This window comes from Nocardia sp. MDA0666 (genome assembly GCF_003023875.1).
Taxonomy (GTDB): Bacteria; Actinomycetota; Actinomycetes; order Mycobacteriales; family Mycobacteriaceae; genus Nocardia; species Nocardia aobensis.
Genome location: NZ_PYHT01000041.1, coordinates 14,241 through 30,693, shown reverse-complemented (window position 1 = coordinate 30,693; position 16,453 = coordinate 14,241). Strand labels below are relative to the sequence as shown.

Annotated in this window: 14 protein-coding genes; 4 read left to right on the top strand and 10 right to left on the bottom strand. The window is 68.3% G+C overall.

Features of this window, described 5'->3' with window-relative positions; genetic code table 11:
- Nucleotides 1-1,407, top strand: a 1,407-nt coding sequence (gene ligD / locus C8258_RS31490; RefSeq protein ID WP_199195918.1) for a non-homologous end-joining DNA ligase, incomplete at its 5' end; no start/stop codon positions are given.
- Nucleotides 1,408-1,515: 108 nt separating this feature from the next.
- Here the strand turns inward: ligD and C8258_RS31485 are convergent.
- The 9 genes from C8258_RS31485 to C8258_RS31445 all read right to left on the bottom strand — a co-directional run bounded on the left by C8258_RS31485 (nucleotide 1,516) and on the right by C8258_RS31445 (nucleotide 12,573).
- A complete protein-coding gene (locus tag C8258_RS31485; RefSeq protein WP_233225460.1) occupies nucleotides 1,516-2,190 on the bottom strand; it encodes an ammonium transporter in 675 nt (224 codons plus the stop codon).
- Nucleotides 2,191-2,414: 224 nt separating this feature from the next.
- The gene (locus tag C8258_RS31480; RefSeq protein WP_106958236.1) at nucleotides 2,415-3,152 is read right to left on the bottom strand and encodes an energy-coupling factor transporter transmembrane protein EcfT; all 738 of its coding nucleotides are present in this window, start codon (nucleotides 3,150-3,152) and stop codon (nucleotides 2,415-2,417) included.
- Nucleotides 3,149-5,428 (bottom strand): ATP-binding cassette domain-containing protein, encoded by a 2,280-nt coding sequence (locus C8258_RS31475; RefSeq protein WP_106958235.1) that lies wholly within the window; start codon nucleotides 5,426-5,428, stop codon nucleotides 3,149-3,151. The genes C8258_RS31480 and C8258_RS31475 overlap by 4 nt, the downstream gene beginning before the upstream one ends.
- Before the next feature lie 82 nt (nucleotides 5,429-5,510).
- Complete coding sequence (locus C8258_RS31470) at nucleotides 5,511-6,986, bottom strand: NAD(P)/FAD-dependent oxidoreductase (protein ID WP_106958234.1); 1,476 nt, start codon at nucleotides 6,984-6,986, stop codon at nucleotides 5,511-5,513.
- An 81-nt stretch (nucleotides 6,987-7,067) separates the two neighbouring features.
- Nucleotides 7,068-7,847, bottom strand: coding sequence for a metallophosphoesterase (locus tag C8258_RS31465; protein ID WP_106958233.1), 780 nt, complete (start codon nucleotides 7,845-7,847; stop codon nucleotides 7,068-7,070).
- 187 nt (nucleotides 7,848-8,034) lie between these two features.
- Nucleotides 8,035-8,811 (bottom strand): RluA family pseudouridine synthase, encoded by a 777-nt coding sequence (locus tag C8258_RS31460; RefSeq protein WP_233225459.1) that lies wholly within the window; start codon nucleotides 8,809-8,811, stop codon nucleotides 8,035-8,037.
- 70 nt (nucleotides 8,812-8,881) lie between these two features.
- A complete protein-coding gene (locus C8258_RS31455) occupies nucleotides 8,882-10,681 on the bottom strand; it encodes an acyl-CoA dehydrogenase (RefSeq protein ID WP_106958232.1) in 1,800 nt (599 codons plus the stop codon).
- 99 nt (nucleotides 10,682-10,780) lie between these two features.
- A complete protein-coding gene (locus tag C8258_RS31450; RefSeq protein ID WP_106958231.1) occupies nucleotides 10,781-11,359 on the bottom strand; it encodes a TetR/AcrR family transcriptional regulator in 579 nt (192 codons plus the stop codon).
- Entirely contained in the window at nucleotides 11,356-12,573 is a 1,218-nt protein-coding gene (locus C8258_RS31445) for a cytochrome P450 (protein ID WP_106958230.1), read from the bottom strand. Before C8258_RS31445 ends, C8258_RS31450 begins: the two co-directional genes overlap by 4 nt.
- Before the next feature lie 149 nt (nucleotides 12,574-12,722).
- Here C8258_RS31445 and C8258_RS31440 point away from each other — a divergent pair, with 149 nt between their 5' ends.
- The 3 genes from C8258_RS31440 to C8258_RS31430 all read left to right on the top strand — a co-directional run bounded on the left by C8258_RS31440 (nucleotide 12,723) and on the right by C8258_RS31430 (nucleotide 15,335).
- Nucleotides 12,723-14,159, top strand: coding sequence for an amino acid permease (locus C8258_RS31440; protein WP_106958229.1), 1,437 nt, complete (start codon nucleotides 12,723-12,725; stop codon nucleotides 14,157-14,159).
- Nucleotides 14,160-14,348: 189 nt separating this feature from the next.
- Complete coding sequence (locus tag C8258_RS31435; RefSeq protein ID WP_106958228.1) at nucleotides 14,349-14,927, top strand: C40 family peptidase; 579 nt, start codon at nucleotides 14,349-14,351, stop codon at nucleotides 14,925-14,927.
- Between the two features lie 132 nt (nucleotides 14,928-15,059).
- Nucleotides 15,060-15,335, top strand: coding sequence for a hypothetical protein (locus C8258_RS31430; RefSeq protein WP_106958227.1), 276 nt, complete (start codon nucleotides 15,060-15,062; stop codon nucleotides 15,333-15,335).
- Nucleotides 15,336-15,368: 33 nt separating this feature from the next.
- Here the strand turns inward: C8258_RS31430 and C8258_RS31425 are convergent, their stop codons facing one another.
- A complete protein-coding gene (locus C8258_RS31425; protein WP_233225458.1) occupies nucleotides 15,369-16,250 on the bottom strand; it encodes an MHYT domain-containing protein in 882 nt (293 codons plus the stop codon).
- Between the last annotated feature and the right edge of the window lie 203 nt (nucleotides 16,251-16,453).

Below are 16,453 nucleotides of genomic sequence, written 5' to 3'. Positions count from 1 at the left end.
CTGCCCGACCCCGGTGCCGGTGATCGCTTCGTGGTGCAGGAACATCACGCCCGGCGACTGCACTGGGACGTGCGGCTCGAACGCGACGGTGTGCTGGTGTCGTGGGCGGTGCCGAAGGGGCCGCCGACCTCGCCGTCGCAGAACCGGCTGGCCGTGCACACCGAGGACCACCCCCTGGAATATCTGCATTTCCACGGCACCATCCCGAGTGGCGAATACGGGGCCGGGCAGATGACGATCTGGGATACCGGCACCTACGACACCGAGAAGTGGCGCACGGACGAGGTGATCGTCCAGTTTCACGGCGAGCGTCTCAACGGCCGCTACGCCTTCATCCGCACCGACGGCAAGCAGTGGTTGATGCACCTGATGAAAACACAGGCCGCCGAGCCGGAAGAGGATGCGGGACAGGGTGGTTCGACCGACGGGCAGCACGGCGCCCTGGCGGACGGCGCCGCCGAACGCGGGCGTGGCGGTTCCGAAACCGGTGCCGCGGGCGGTGATTCCGCCGCGCGGTCGGAGGCCGATTTTCCGCGCGGGCTGTCCCCGATGCTGGCGACCTCCGGGGATGTGGCGAAACTCGGAGCCCGGGACTGGGTCTTCGAGACCAAATGGGACGGGTTCCGGGTCATCGTCGAAATAGACGACAACAGCGTGGTGATCCGCAGCCGCGCGGGCAATACCGTCACCGGCCGATATCCGCGGATCGCCGAGTTGGGGCGGCAACTGCGGGGGCATCGGATCGTGCTGGACGGTGAAGCGGTCGTCTCCGACGCCGAGGGGGCATCGAATCTGGCTCTGCTGCAGTCGGATCCGGCGCGGGCGGACTTGGTCGCCTTCGACGTGCTGTATCTGGACGGCACCTCGCTGCTGCGCAAGCGCTACGCGGATCGGCGGCAGGTGCTGGAGGCGCTGGCCGACGGCGTGCCCTCGCTGCTGGTTCCGCCGCGTCTGGACGGATCGGGTGCGGACGCCCTGGAATACAGCCGCGAGCATCGTCTCGAGGGAGTCGTCGCCAAACGCAAGGATTCGGTCTATCTGCCCGGCAAGCGCGGCCAGTCGTGGGTCAAGACCCGCAACTGGCGCACCCAGGAGGTGATCATCGGCGGCTGGCGGCGCAGTGCCGCAAGAGAATTCGCCTCCCTGCTGGTGGGTGTCCGCCACGAAGGCGAGCTGTATTACATCGGACGCGTGGGCACCGGATTCAGCGATCGCGAGATGTCGGAGCTGACCGCACGGCTGCGCCCGCTGCGCCGCAAGACCAGTCCCTTCGCCAACGAGCTGACCGCCGACGAACGCAAGGACGCCGTCTGGGCGACGCCGAAGATATCCGGCACGGTGCGGTATATGAACTGGACCGAATCCGGGCGGCTGTGGCATCCGGCGTGGGTGCCGGAGGAGAAGTAGCGGGAGCCGCACGCTGCGGCAATGTGGCACTCGGGGACCAGGACTCGGCGGCCGCGACCGGGTGGGTCGCGGCCGCCGGGCAGGGATCGTACGAGAGCCGCCGCGACCTCAGTATGTGGTGTCGTTCCACTTGGTCGTGCCGGCGGGGGCGGCCAGCGTGCTGACGAGGTCGACACCCGCGATGATCAATGCGGGGCCGCCGACCACGATCGTGCCGATGATGGCTCCCACCGTTGCGCCGGTGATGAATCCGGCGATGATGCCCGGACCGGTGGGCAGGGCGGCGGCCGCACCGATAACACCGCCGATGACCGCGCCGGCGGCAGTGCCGACGAAGCTACCGATCGCCGTCGCGAGCCCGAACTGGGTGGCGAAGGCGTTCATCGCGTTCTGATTCTCCCGGGGTGACGCCACCGGCGTCACCGGAACCGGCCGGGCCGCCGCGGCGTCCTTCACGACGGTCAGATCCAGGACCCGGGCGTCGTCGCGCACCTGATGGGGCATGGGGTACTCCAGGCCGTCCTGCCGGAAGGACAGCGGCAGGGTGACGAGTGTCCGGCCGTCGGCGTCGGTGACGTCGACGGTGCGTCCGCCCGCGTCGACGCGGAAAAAGCCGCCGTCGAGAGTGGTTTCGACGGTGTTGCCCGTCAGATGGGTTTCGTAGCGCACCGTGGGCGCGCCGGTATCGGCATGGACGGTACCTGCCCCGAGGGCAACGGCCACCACTGCCGGAAGGGCAACAGCGGCGAACTTGCGCAGAAACATTCCGGTTCCAATCTCCATCAGGAAGACATTCGGCAGCCGAAAACGACGCGCGCTGAGAACCCAATACCCCCGACGTATTTCAACCCCTGCGCGTGGAGCCGTGGCCCGGCTAACTCACTGAAGTAACCGTACCTTCACTCGGTCGTAAAGTGGAGCGAATTCGATCCGCTGACTTGGTTTTTCGCACAGCGAACACGTTTGCCCGCCGCTGTGGCAGATCGCTGACTATTTGCCTCGGCGAGTTACAGCAACACGCCGATGGCCGCCGCGCCTCCGCACACCACCACCGACACGATCAGGGCGAGGTAGTCGGCGCGGTGGGGTCCGGCCGGATGGGCGGTCAGTTCGCCCGTCCCGCCGCGTGCCGTGATGGCCTCACCCAATTCGCCGGCCCGGCGGGTGGCGACGGCCATGGCCGCGGTGAGAATGTCCACGAGCGGATTCGCGGCTCCGCGCGCCATGGAACCGTCCTTGGGACGTAGCCGGCGGGCGGCACGCAACACCCGGATCTCGTCCATCAGCAGCGGCAGTCCGCGCAGGGTCAAGGCCACCACGACCGCCCACTCGTCCACCGGAATGCGCAGCACCCGCAGCGGCGCACCGAGTTTGGCGAGGGCGGGGGCGATCTCGCTCATCGGGGTGGTCCACGCGATCAGGAACGAGGTGGTCAGCAAGATCAGCCCGAACAGGGTGACCTGGACATACCGCAGAACGGCGGTTCCGCCGGTGGGGATAGTGATCAGTCCGCCGAGCACGATCAGCGCCCAGAACCACCACGGCAGCCGTGGCAGCGTGCCCAGCGGCAGCCGGGCGGCCAGTCCGATCACGATCAGGAAGACGACCACCACGCCGAGTACCGGCCACGTGGGCTGCAACATCAGCAGGAGGCTGATGAAGAAGGCGACGATCATCTTGGTTCCGGCCCAGAGCCGATGGATCGGGCTCTCGACCGGAACTTCGCGCAGTAGCACCATAGTCATCGCGCACCTCCGAGGGCGTCGCCGTGCCGGCCCCGGCTGTGGCGCTTCCTGCCCCGCGCCCGGTCGGGTTCGGGTCGAGCGCCGTCCGTGCCCGCCTGAACGGGTTCGGATCGCGTGCCCGCGATCCCGGCATCCCCGCGCCCGTCGCCGTCGGCGGGCGGACCTACCACCGGTTCGGCCGGTCCCGGAGACGCCGCCGGGGCGCCGGCGGTATCGGCCGGATTGTCGGCGGCGGCCGCGACGGCGGGCAGGCTTTCCAGAATCAGACCGGATTGCAGGTGGACCGTGCGGTCGCAGACGCTCTCCATATCGGCCACGTCGTGCGAGATGACGATCAGCGTCAGTCCCGAATCACGCAGCCGGGCAAGCAGTTCCACCACTTCCGCGCGGCCCTGCGGATCGAGTCCGGCCAAGGGTTCGTCGAGCACCACGACCTGCGGACGGCTGGCGACGATCGCGGCGAGGACCACGCGCTTGGCCTGACCGCCCGACAATTCCTCGATCGAGCGCGAGGCCATCGCCCGGTCCAGCCCGACCGCGTCGAGGGCGCGGCCCACCGCGCCGGAGCCGGTGCCGTGCCCGCCCCAGTCCTCGATCTCGGCGCCGACGGTCTGGCGCTGCAGTTGCAGCCGGGAATGCTGGAAGGCCAGCTCGACCGCGCCGATGCGCTTGTGCACGGGCCGGGATCCGGTGTAGTCGCACAGCCGGCAACTGCCGGTGGTCGGCACGACGAGCCCGGCCATGATCCAGGCCAGGGTGGATTTCCCCGACCCGTTGCCGCCGACCACGAGCAGCGTCTCGCCGCGGTGGACGGTCAGATTCACCCCGCGCAACGCGGTCGCCGCCCACGGGGTGCCGCGATTGTAGGTGTGGCGCACATCGCGCAGTTCCAGCAGCGGTTCGCCGATCGGGCAGCGCCGCAGATTGCGTGCCGGACGCGGCCAGGCCGGCAGATGCTCGACCTGGCGGCCACCGGAGAGATGGATGACCCGGTCGGCGGCCGCCGCATCGGCCTCGTGGTGGGTGACCAGCACGACGGCCATCCGGTGCCGGGCGGGCAATCCGCCCAGCAGCGCGACCAGTTCGCGCCGGCCGTCCGGATCGATCATCGAGGTGGCCTCGTCGGCCACGAGCAGTGCGGGATCACGTGCCAGGGCGGCCGCCACCGCCAGGCGCTGTTGCTGGCCGCCGGACAGGGTCGCGGTCTCCGCGCCGCCGAGCCCGCCCAGTCCGACCTCGCACAGCAGCGCCTCCACGTCGACGGCCCGCGCGGCCTCGGGGGGCAGGCCCCACACCACGTCGTCGGCGACCAGGACTCCGAGTGTCTGGCTCTCGGGCCGCTGCAGCACCAGCGCGGTGCCGCCGATCACGCCGAGCCCCGCCGAACCGGGACGTTCGACCGTGCCGGCGGTGGGCGGAAGTCCGGCCAGCAGGCGGGTCAGCGTGGATTTACCGGATCCGTTGTGGCCGACGACGGCGACGAATTCGCCGATCTCGACGCTGAGGTCGATTTCGGTCAGCGCGTCGGTACGCGCCCCCGGGTAGCGGAAGGACACGCCGCGCAACCGCACCGGCACCGGCGCGACCGCCCGGGTATCGGCCGGCGCTTCCAGCCGATCCCGCCCCGGCAACCACTCGAGGCGATCCAGGACCGAGCCGAGGACGAACCAGGAGAACATCGCCGTGAAGACCACGCCGAGGAACACGCCGCCGCCGATGTAGAGCCACCACCAGGCCAGCACACCGTCGGTCACCGAGACGACACCGTTGCCCAGCGATTCCAGCTGTTGCTGCCGGGAGAGCATGTGATCGATGCCCTGGGCGATGTTGCGCACGTTGTCGAAGACCAGCCGGCGCGAGGCGGCGAACAGGAAGAGCATGCCGACCGAGAACGCCGCCCAGATCAATCCGGCCAGGGACGACAGGAACAGAACCGTGATCAGTCCGCGTCGCCGCCGTTTGACGGTGCCGATGATGCCGCCGATCGTCGCCGCGCTCACCACGGTGGCCGCCGGCACCAGACCGGCGGCGACGAAACTCACCAGGGTCGCGGCGACGGTCGCGCCCAGGATGGCGCGCAGCCGGTAGCGCTGCGCCAGCAGACCCATCGGCACCGCGGCGACCAGATTGAGGGCCGCCGCGTAGGGCACCACCGAGCCGATGGTCACCAGCCCGACGGTCACCCCACCGAGGACCGCCGCGGTGGCGAGTTCGACGGGGCGCAGCGGGCCGTGAGCGATTCGCGGCTCGGCGCCGGCGGAGGGAGGCGCGGTCACGGCTCAAGTCTGCCAGCACCGGCGGACGACGGGACGGCCCTCGCCGGGGCGAAGGGCTCGCGCGGACCGCTCGCGCTGGTCATCACGTGCGGACGGGCTCCGGTGCGCGCAGCACGTAGTCGTCCGGGTTCAGCGACCGGGTGCGCACGCGGTACGCGGTGACGGTGCCGGGCCAGTTGTTGGTGATCCGCCCGGCGGCATTGCGATACCAGCTCGAGCACGCGGTCCACGGCGTGCGCAGCAACCGGCGCTGGGTGTGCGCATCGAAGGCGGCCGCGGTCTCGGGCTTCACCTCGAGACAGGATCCCGGATGTTCGCTCAGATAGCCCACGGCCTGTCGGATGTAGCGGGCCTGGCATTCGATCATGTAGATGATCGAGCCGATGCCCAGATTGGTGTTGGGTCCGTACATCAGGAACAGATTCGGGAATCCCGGCACCGTCATACCGAGATAGGCGCGGGCTCCCTCGGCCCACACCTTCTCCAGGTCCGCGCCGTCGCGCCCGAAAATCCGGATCGGCCAGAGGAATTCGCTGCCCTTGAAGCCGGTACCGTAGACGATCACATCGGCCGGATATATGGTCCCGTCGGCGGTGCGCACGCCCTCGGGCACCACCTCGGCGATGGGCTCGGTCACGACGTCCACATTCGGCCGCACCAGCGCCGGGTAGTACTCGTTGGAGAACAGCACCCGTTTGCACAGCACCGGGTAGTCGGGTGTCAGCTTCGCGCGCAGGTCCGGATCGGGCACGTCGTGGCGCAGGGCGCGCGTCCCCAGCCAGGTGGCGATGCGCCGGATCGGCGGAATCGCGGCCAGGCCGAGAGCGAAGAACTCCAGGAAGCACCAGATCCACAGGCGTTGGGCCAATCGCAACCCGGGGACGTGTTCGAACAGTGCGTGATGGATCGGCCGGTACTCGCGGTCGGTGCGCCGCACCACCCAGGCAGCGGTCCGCTGGAACAGCGTCAGACGGTCCACTTCGGGTGCGATGGCGGGCACGAATTGGATTGCGCTGGCGCCGGTTCCGATCACCGCGACCCGCTTCCCGGCGAGGTCGACGTCGTGGTCCCACTGCGCGGAATGGAACGACGGTCCGGTGAACGTCTCGATGCCCGCGATATCGGGCATCCGGGGGCGCGACAGCTGCCCGACCGCGCAGATCAGCACGTCGGCGGAGCGGATCTCGCCGTCTGCGGTGCGGATCGTCCAGCGCCCGGTGTGTTCGTCGAAACTCGCCTCGGTGACGTCGGCGCCGAAGCGGATCCGCTCGAGCAGCCGGTGTTTCGTCGCCACCGCGTGCAGATACCCCAGGATTTCGGTCTGACCGGAGTAGCGATGCGGCCAATCCGGTTTCGGTTCGTAGGAGAACGAGTACAGCGGGGAGGGCACGTCGCAGGCCGCGCCCGGATAGGTGTTCTCCCGCCACACCCCGCCCAGGTCGCCGGCCCGTTCCAGCAGGGTGATGTCGTCGAAACCGTTGCGCTGCAGCTCGATTGCCACACCGAGCCCCCCGAACCCGGCTCCGACGATGACGACCGACGGCTTGGTAGCGGGCATCCGCGCGCTCCTCGAATCGAGAACAGTATCTTTACTGTAGGCGCGTGCCGCCGGCTCCGAACCCCGTTCCGCGAACCGTGCTCAGCGCGGTTGTACGCGGATCCGCCCGCCCATCGGCACGGTGCGAACGATCGAGGTCAGCCGCCGATCCGCGACGGCGTGCAGCACCACGGACGGGTCCGGCGCGTAGTCGATCGGAACGTCGCCGGGCTCCTCGACCTCCCATGCCCCGCCGATGGCCGAGGCCACGCTGGGCGCCACCACCAGCTGCCGCCCGCCGAACAGCGTCGTGCCCATGGCGTGCATATGGCCGGTGAGTACGCCGAGAATCCGCGCGTCACCGGCGATGGTGCGTTCCAGCCGTTCCGGATCGGCGAGCCGGATCGGATCGACCACCGTCGAGTACATCGGCACCGGCGGGTGATGCATCGCCACCAGCACGGAGGCGTCCGCGGGCGTGGCGGCCAGCAACCGGTCCAGCCATGCGTAGGTTCGTTCGCCCAGCTCACCGCCGCCCGCGCCGGGAATCGTGGAATCGAGCAGCGCCACGGTGAGCTCGCCGATCTCGACGGCCTGGTTGATCGGCCCGTCCTCGGCGGGGCCGTCGAGCAGCGCCTGTCGCAGATTCGCGCGGTCGTCGTGATTGCCGGGCAGTACGTACAGCGGGATGTCGGTGGTCAGCGATTTGCGGGCCTGCTCGTACTGGGCGAGGGTGCCGGATTCGGTGAGGTCGCCGGTGACGAGGATGGCGTCGGGCCGGCGCGGTAATCGGTCGAGGTAGCCGAGGACGGCGGCGACTCGTTCGGCGTTGCGCGGATCCAGATCGAAGTGAGTATCGCTGAGCTGTGCCAACAGAATCATGGCGTCCGCTTTCTCGTGGGATCGCACCGTTGCGCCCGTCGCCGGGAACGACCTGTGCGAGCCCGTGTGGAATCGGCCCCCGGGTGTGATCGCTTCGGCCGCGTGCGTGCCGATACGGCACTTGTCCAGAGTAGAAGGTCCTCAGCGTGCCGTCTGCGTGACGGAGGCCACCGTTTATAGCGAACAGCTATTCTTCGGTGATCCGTTCGAGCAGGTCGGCCGGATTCTCGAGGATCGGTTGCGACCCCGTCGAGAAGAAATCCGCACCCGGCGTGGCGGTCAGCGCGAGTTCGGAGTCCGCGCGCCAGGGCGCCTCCACCCGCAACGACAGCGAATGCAGATGCGTGCGCGCGTACTCACCCGATTTGTCGAACAGCGGATCACCGGCGATCGGATAGCCGATCCAGGCCAGATGGACGCGGATCTGATGCCGCCGCCCGGTGACCGGCCGGGCCAGCAGGATCGTGTGCCGATCGGTCCGCGCCACGGTGGTGAACTCGGTCCGGGACGGATAGTTCTTACCGGCCAGCAGATCGCCCTCGTCGACCGTCCACAGCTGCCCCTCGCGCCGGATGGTGTCGCGGGGCGTCGCGATCCGGACGCGGTTCTTGCGTCCGACGCTCAACGGCAGATCGATGACGCCGGTATCGGGCAGATCGGTGGCGGCGGTGACGACCAGATACCGCTTGTCGGCCGTGCGCTTGGTGAATTGCCTGGTCAGGCCACCGTGGGCGGTCAGATCCTTGGCGAACAGCACGAGACCGGAGGTGACCTTGTCGATGCGGTGCACCGGGTAGAGGGTGATTCCCTCGGCCGCGGCCAACTCGACCAGGTCGGTGTCGTGGCGTTCCCCGGTCACGGCGATACCGGCCGGCTTGTTCAGAGCGATGATCGCCTCGTCCTCGTCGACGAGGCACTGCTGCGCCAGCTGCTGCCAGCCCATCTCCACCGGGTGCGTCTCCACCGGGCCAGATTAGTGGGCGGCTCGATGGCCGAATATCGCCAGGAGGGGTGGGCGTGTCCGGCCCCCTGTGCTAGAGCCAGGCGTCGTCGAGGTCGGTCGTGGTGCGATCCATCGCGTCGAGCAGATCGAAAAGCGGTGCGGTGCGGGGCAATTCCCAGTGGAAGAAGTATCGTGCGGCGGCCCGCTTACCGCGGTGGAAGTCCTCGGATCCGCGGGCGGCGGCCACCGCCTGTTCCAGCCAGATCCAGGCCAGCACCACATGTCCGAACGCCTCCAGGTAGGCCGACGAATTCGCCAGTGCCGCTTCCGGATCGGCGTCGCGCCACACGGTCGCGGTGGTGGTCGCGATGCGTCCCGCGGCCGCGGCCAGCGCATCGGCGAAATCACCGAGTTCGCCGTCGCCGGTCGCGCGAGCGCGGTCGACCGTTTCACCCATGGTGTCGAGCAGCAGTGTCAGCGCCGCGCCGCCGTCCGCGACCACCGCCCGGCCGAGCAGGTCCAGACTCTGAATGCCGTGTGTCCCTTCGTGAATCGGATTCAGGCGGTTGTCGCGGTAATGCTGTTCGACGTCGTAGTCGCGGGTGTAGCCGGCGCCGCCGTGCACCTGGATGGCGAGGTCGTTGGCGGCCAGGCACCACTGGCTCGGCCAGCTCTTGGCGATCGGGGTCAGCACCCGCAGCAGGAGGGCGACGCGCTGCGCCTCCGCGGCGTCCACGGCGCTGCGCTGACGATCGATCAGCGTGGCGCAGTACAACTGCAGGCCCAGTGCGCCTTCGGCATACGCCTTCTGCGCCAGCAACATTCGGCGCACATCCGGATGTTGCGCGATCGGGACCTGCGCGCTCGCACCGCCCTTCGCTGTCACCGGGCGGCCCTGCGGCCGATTGCGGGCATAGTCGAGCGCCTTGAGGAAACCGGTGTATCCCAGCGCGGTGGCGGCGAGGCCCACGCCGAGGCGCGCCTCGTTCATCATGTGGAACATGTAGGTCAGTCCGCGATTCGGCTCACCCACCAGGTATCCGACCGCGCCCGGCGCGCCGCCGGGGGTGAACGCGCCGTCGCCGAAGACCGGCGCCGTGTTCACCGTGCCGCGCCAGCCCATCTTGTGATTGATCCCGGCCAGTACCACATCGTTGCGCTCGCCGAGCGAACCGTCCTCGGCGGGAAGGTATTTCGGCACGATGAACAGCGAGATGCCGCGCGTTCCGGCATCCGATCCGGGAAGGCGTGCCAGGACCAGATGCACGATGTTCTCCGACAGGTCGTGGTCTCCGCCGGAGATCCACATCTTGCGGCCGAACAGCCGGTATGTGCCGTCGTCCTGCGGCACGGCCTTGGTGGTGATGTCGGCCAGCGAGGAGCCCGCCTGCGGTTCCGACAGCGCCATCGTGCCGAAGTAGCGGCCGGTCAGCATCGGCCGCACGAACCGGTCGAGCTGATCCGAATCGGCATGTGCGGCCAGGAGATTGGCATTGCCGATGGTCAGCAGCGCATAGCTGGCGGTCGCCACATTGGCGGCGTAGAACCACGCCATGCACGCGGTGAAGACGGTGTGTGGCAACTGCATACCGCCCACTCGCTCGTCCATCGCGGCACCGACGAATCCGGCCTCGGCGAAGGCCGACAGCGCGGTCGCCACCTCCGGAATGATGTGCACCTTGTCGCCGTCGAAGGTCGGCTCGTGCAGATCGCCCTGGCGGTTGTGCGGGGCGAAATACTTCTCGGCCAGTTCCCGGCTCAGCGCGAGCACCTGATCGAAGGTTTCGCGGCTGTGCTCCCGATAGCGCTCGCGCTCGGTCAGCCCGGTGACGTCGAGCCACTCGTAGAGCAGGAAATCGAGGTCGCGGGCGGACATGATGAGCGAATCCATATCCCAAGCCTCCTGGGCAACGCCCGTGCGCGCAAGGGTGCGCGGGCGTTGCCGTCGCCGGGTCGGCTCATGCGGCGCCGTCGGGCCTGGCCGGTGTGCTCAGCTCGCCGGGGCGACGAGGGGAGCGATGAAGCGCTCCAGCATGTCGCGCTCCTCGGCCTCGTCCCGGCCGGGCACCGTGAGCAGGGAGACGATGATGCGGGTCAGCCAGCGGGCCAGCCGGGTCCAATCCTCGTGTGCCTCATCGGGTGCCGTGGACGTTTCGGCGGCGAACAGCGAGCGGGCGATGGCCTCGATCACCTCGGAGGTCTGGGCGATCTGCAGCGTGGCCCCGGCGTCGTCGGGCCGGAACCACGCGATCAGCAGGGGATCCGAACGCACTGCGCGCAGGCTGGCCAGCACTCCGGCGACGGCGCGTTCACCCGGGTCGGCGATGCCCCCGATCTCGGCGGTCACCCGGGCGCCCACCCGCCGCGCCTCGCGATGCACATACGCCAGCTGCACCGCCTGCCGGTTGTCGAAGTAGCGGTACAGCGTCGCCCGCGAGCAGCCGGCGGCCTTGGCGATATCGCCCATCTGGGTAGCGTTCACGCCGCGTTCGGAGAACATGCTCGCGGCGGCGTCCAGGATCCGCTCGGCCGCCTGCAGGGAACGCGGATGCGCCAGCCAGTCGCTCATGCCGGGACGAAGGGGACGTTGACCGGCCAGCGCACATAACTGCCCTCGGTGTATCGGACGCCGTCCAGATCGACGTTGAAGTCCGGGCAGCGGGCCAGCAGTTCCCGCAGCGCGATGGTGGCCTGCATGCGGGCCGCGGCCGCGCCGAGGCAGTGGTGGTTGCCGTTGCCGAAGGTGAGAATATTCTTCGGATTGCGCGTCACATCGAGTTCGCTTGCGTCCGAACCATATTCGCTTTCATCGCGATTGGCCGAGGCGTACAGCATCAGCACCCGGCGGCCGGCGGGAATGGTGACGCCCTCGATCTCGACATCGCGGGTGGTGGTGCGGGCCAGGCCTTGCACCGGCGAGGTCATCCGCAGGAATTCGTCGACCGCCCCCGGGATCAGGCTGGGATCGTCGAGCAGGCGCTGCCGCTGCTCGGGAGCGCTGGTCAGCAATTGCACCGCGCCGCCCAGATTTCCGGTGGTGGTGTCGTTGCCGCCGGTGATCATCGTGAACGCGAAGCCGATGATCTGCAGGATTTCGCCGAAGTCGCCGTCGGCGCCCAGCCCGGAGGCGACCAGATGCGAGACGGTGTCGTCCGCCGGTTCGCGTTTGCGCTTCTCGATCATCGCGATGAAGTATTGCGTCAGCTCACCGACCGCTTCCTGCGCATGCTCGATGCCGCCGGTCGCCGAGGCCGCCACGATCGCCTCGCTCCAACGGTCGAACTGTGCCCGATCCTCTGCCGGCACACCGAGATAATGTGCCACCACCATGGTAGGCAGCGGTTTGAACAACTCCACCGAGATGTCACCGCCACCGGCCGCGCGCAGCTTCTCGAGCCGCTCGGCCACGAACGCCTCGACCGCGGGCCGGATCTCCTGGACCTGCCGCGGCGTGAAGCCCTTGGCCACGCGGCGCCGGAAAACGGTGTGGTCGGGCGGATCTGTGAAGACGAACGGCCGGTTCTCGCCGAGCCCGATCTCGCTGAGGTTGTTGTAGTCGACAGTCAGGCCCTGGGTGGAGGAGAACGTCTCGGGATCGCGCACGGCCGCGTAGATGTCGGCGTAGCGCGACAGGACGTAGTAGTCCTCGTGCGGGCGGCTCTCGGGGACGACGTGGTGTACCGGGTCGGATTCGCGCAGCGCGGCGTACATCGGCCAGGGGTCGCGCCAGGATTCGCCGGACCGTAGGGTGAAGCGTGCCTCGTGAGACATCGTCTTGCTCATGTATCGACGATAAGACAAATCGCCAACTATGTCTAGAACGTGTTCCATGGGATCGCCGGCCGCCGGGGCGCCGCCGCCGATACCGGGCGACCGGCCGGTGAGATCGGTACTGTGGGCTCACCAGCGCCGCCCTCGGACAAGGAGCGCCCATGCGAACCGGTCCCGCTCTGCGAGAGTTCTTCCGGCGCAAGCCGATCGACCAGATCCAGGACGAATCCGCCACCACCCTGCATCGCACGCTGGGCCTGTGGCAGCTCACCGCCATCGGGGTGGGCGGGATCATCGGCGCCGGCATCTTCACCCTGGCCGGTGCGGTCGCGAATCAGACCGCCGGCCCGGCCGTGCTCGTCTCGTTCCTGATCGCCGGGATCGCCAGCGCCGCCGCCGCGCTCTCCTACGCCGAATTCGCCGGGCTCATCCCGCGCGCGGGTTCGGCCTACACCTACGGCTACGCGGTCCTCGGCGAGCCGGTGGGCTGGTTCATCGGCTGGGATCTGCTGCTGGAATACACCGCGATCGTGTCGGTGGTGGCGATCGGCATCTCCGGCTACATCCAATTTCTGCTGGGGCAGTTCGATATCGGGCTCCCCGAATGGATGCTGGGCGCACCGGGAACCGGCCACGGCCATGTGGTGGATCTGTTCGCCGCGCTGCTGTGCCTGCTCATCGCGGCCCTGCTGAACCTGGGTATCCGGGCCGCGGCGCGATTCGAAACCTTCGTGGTGGGCCTGAAGATCGTGGTCGTCGTGGTGGTGATCGCGGTCGGGTTCTTCCACATCGACTCCGCCAACTACCACCCGTACTTCCCGTTCGGCATGTCCGGCGCGGTCACCGGGGCGGCGACCGTCTTCTTCGCGGTCTTCGGCTACGACGCGATGTCGACGGCGGCGGAGGAGTCGGTGGACGCGAAACGCCATCTGCCCAAGGCGATCCTGCTGTCGCTGGCGGTGTCGATGGTGCTCTATGTGCTGGTCTGCCTGGTCCTCACCGGCATGCAGCACTACACCGACATCGATCCGGAGAGCGGGCTGTCCACCGCGTTCGAATCGGTCGGCCTGCCCGGTCTGGGAAGTCTGATCGCGGCGGGCGCCATCGTCGGCATCATGACGGTGCTGTTCACCTTCATGCTCGGCGTCACCCGCGTCTGGTACTCGATGAGCCGGGACGGCCTGCTGCCCCGGTGGTTCGCCAAAACCCACCCGGTGCGCCAGGTGCCCACCCGGATCACCTGGATCGTCGGTATCGCGTCGGCGGTGATCGCGGGGCTGCTGCCGATCGGACAGGCCGCCGAACTGACCAATATCGGCATCCTGCTGGCGTTCATCGTGGTCTGCGCGGCGGTGATCGTGCTGCGCTATCGCCGTCCGGACCTGCCGCGGAGTTTCCGCACGCCGTTGATGCCGGTGGTGCCCCTGCTCGGGATCGGCTTCTCGATCTGGCTGATCACCTACCTGCAGCCGGTGACGTGGTTGCGCTTCGCCGTCTGGTTCGCCGTCGGCGCGATCGTCTACCTGAGCTACAGCCGTCGCCATTCCCTGCTCGCGACCGGCCCGGATGCGTCCGAAGCGCCCGCCGGACGACCGTAGGGATTGTATCGAAATACCAGCGATATCTGAGGTATTTCGCAAATTTATCGTTTCGTTATTCGAATTGGTGTGTTCGTATTTGTTTTCGCTCCGACCGTGGCGAATCATGGCTCCCCGGATCCAACGATCGACTGATCACCGTGGTGTTTCGGAAATCTGCTCTCGCTACGAGACTCGGAGGAACGCATCATGGCAGGAACCGAGGCGGGTCGATGTACCCGCCGTTTGCGTCGTAAGGCCTGGTCGACCGCGGCATCGCTGGTCGTTCTGCTCGGCGCGGCGGGCACGATGGTGGCGACCGCCGGCCCGGCACGCGCCGACTCGCCATTCCCCGCCCCGGTCATACCGGGAATTTCACTTCCACCGCAGTTCACAATTCCGGGGCTCTTCCCGGAAATCCATCCGGCCCCGCCGGAGACCATGAAATCGATCGGTGAGCGGGCACTCGAGGCCGCCGAGTCCAAGATCGGCTCGGCCTACATCTCGGGTGCCACCGGACCCGACGCCTTCGACTGTTCGGGCCTGGTCCAGTGGGCGTATCGGCAGGTCGGGGTAGACCTGCCGCGCACCAGCTACGACCAGCTGTCCGCCGGTACGCCGGTCGACCTCGCTACGCTGCAACCCGGCGATCTGGTGTCGTTCTACGGCGGCGGTCACTCCGCCCTCTACGCGGGCGACGGCACGGTCGTGCACGCCGCGACGAGCGGTGAGGGTGTCATCCGATCGGCGATCGGGCAGATGCCGGTCACCGGCGCTCGCCGCTTCTGAAGCCGGCGGCGGGTACGCCACGCGGCTCGCCGATCCGGGGGTTCGAATCCGCCGCGAGGATATGTTGCGCGACAATGTGCATCGAGCTCGACCCGCATTGGACTGCAACGTGAATCGCGGAGGAGGGGGCCGGTGGCCGAGACCGGGGCGAATGCCGACGACGAGCCGTTCGGGCCGGTGCGCCCCTCGGATGCGGTCGACGGCTGGGAGTTGGCCGGTGACGGCACCCGCTGGTGGCTGGTCAAGGCATTCGGCGAAGCCCGCGGCCTGGTGAAGCCGACCACGCGGACCACCTGTGCGTGGCGTGTCGAAGCCGCCGACGGCCGGATGTTGCGCGAGGTCAGCGCGCGATCGGTCGCGGAGGCGAAAGCCGCTGCGGAAGAATGGATCCGGAGGACGATCGGCTGAGCTGTGGCTCGGCCGATCGTCCGGATCGCCCGGCTATCGCCGGTGCGACTGCCGCTTCGACATCGCCTGCAGACTGACTGCCGATGCCGGCTGATCGGGAGCGGGTGACTCCTCGGTGTAGGCGCGCGGCCACGCGCGGCCGCTGTCGGCGAGATCGAGATCGCCTGTGGTGTCGACGTTCTCGCGACGCGAGGGCCCGTCGACCTCCGCGAGTCCGACGAGTACCACGAGCATGATGGTGACGAGTGTGACCACCATGATCAGCGGCGTGAGCAACTGCACCGAGTCGACCCCACCGGACGGTTCGGACATGTTGTCCATGCGGTGTGCGGTCATGGATGCCATTCCGGTGTAATGCATTCCGCATACCGCCAGGCCCATGATGAGCGCCGCGCCGACGGTGGCGGAGAACCCGCGCACGTGCAGGACGAACCACAGCGCCGCGGTCGCCGCCACCACGGCGATCAGCAGCGACAGGGCCACCAGTCCGGTGCTGTATTCGATGTGCGCGCCGGCGTGCATGGCATGCATGCCGAGGTAGTGCATGGCCGCGACGCCGAAGCCGGTGATCATCCCGCCCAGAGGCAGTGCGATCCCTTCCCGGTGCCCGCGCACCACGATCGACAACCCGGCCCAGACCACGACGATCGCGATACCCGCGCTGAGCAGCGTCATCGGCACGTCGTAGCGGATGTTCGCGCCGTGGATCGAGAAACCGAGCATGGCGGTGAAGTGCATGACCCAGATACCGGCGCCGCCGAGTGAGACGGCCGCGGCGATCAGCCAGCCGCCCGGCCAGCGCGAGGCCCGGGCGTGCGTGGCGCAGCGCAGCGCCAGAACGGACCCGATGAAGGACATGAGATAAGCCAGGACCGGGGTTACCCAGCCGTGGCTGAAATGGTCGAGCTCGAGCACAAGGTCTCCCGAAGCGAAAGAGGGGTTATCGATTCGTGACCGGACGATAGTTCACATTGCTCAGGATCGTTACCCGCGCTCGTTCGTGTTTGCCGACCTGTCGCCTGGGAGACACCGAACCGGAGGTGTGTTCTGGCGCACTTGCGCCACCTCTCGGGCCTATGCCCCTTGACGGGTTTACCGGACGAATCCGGACGTTCGGG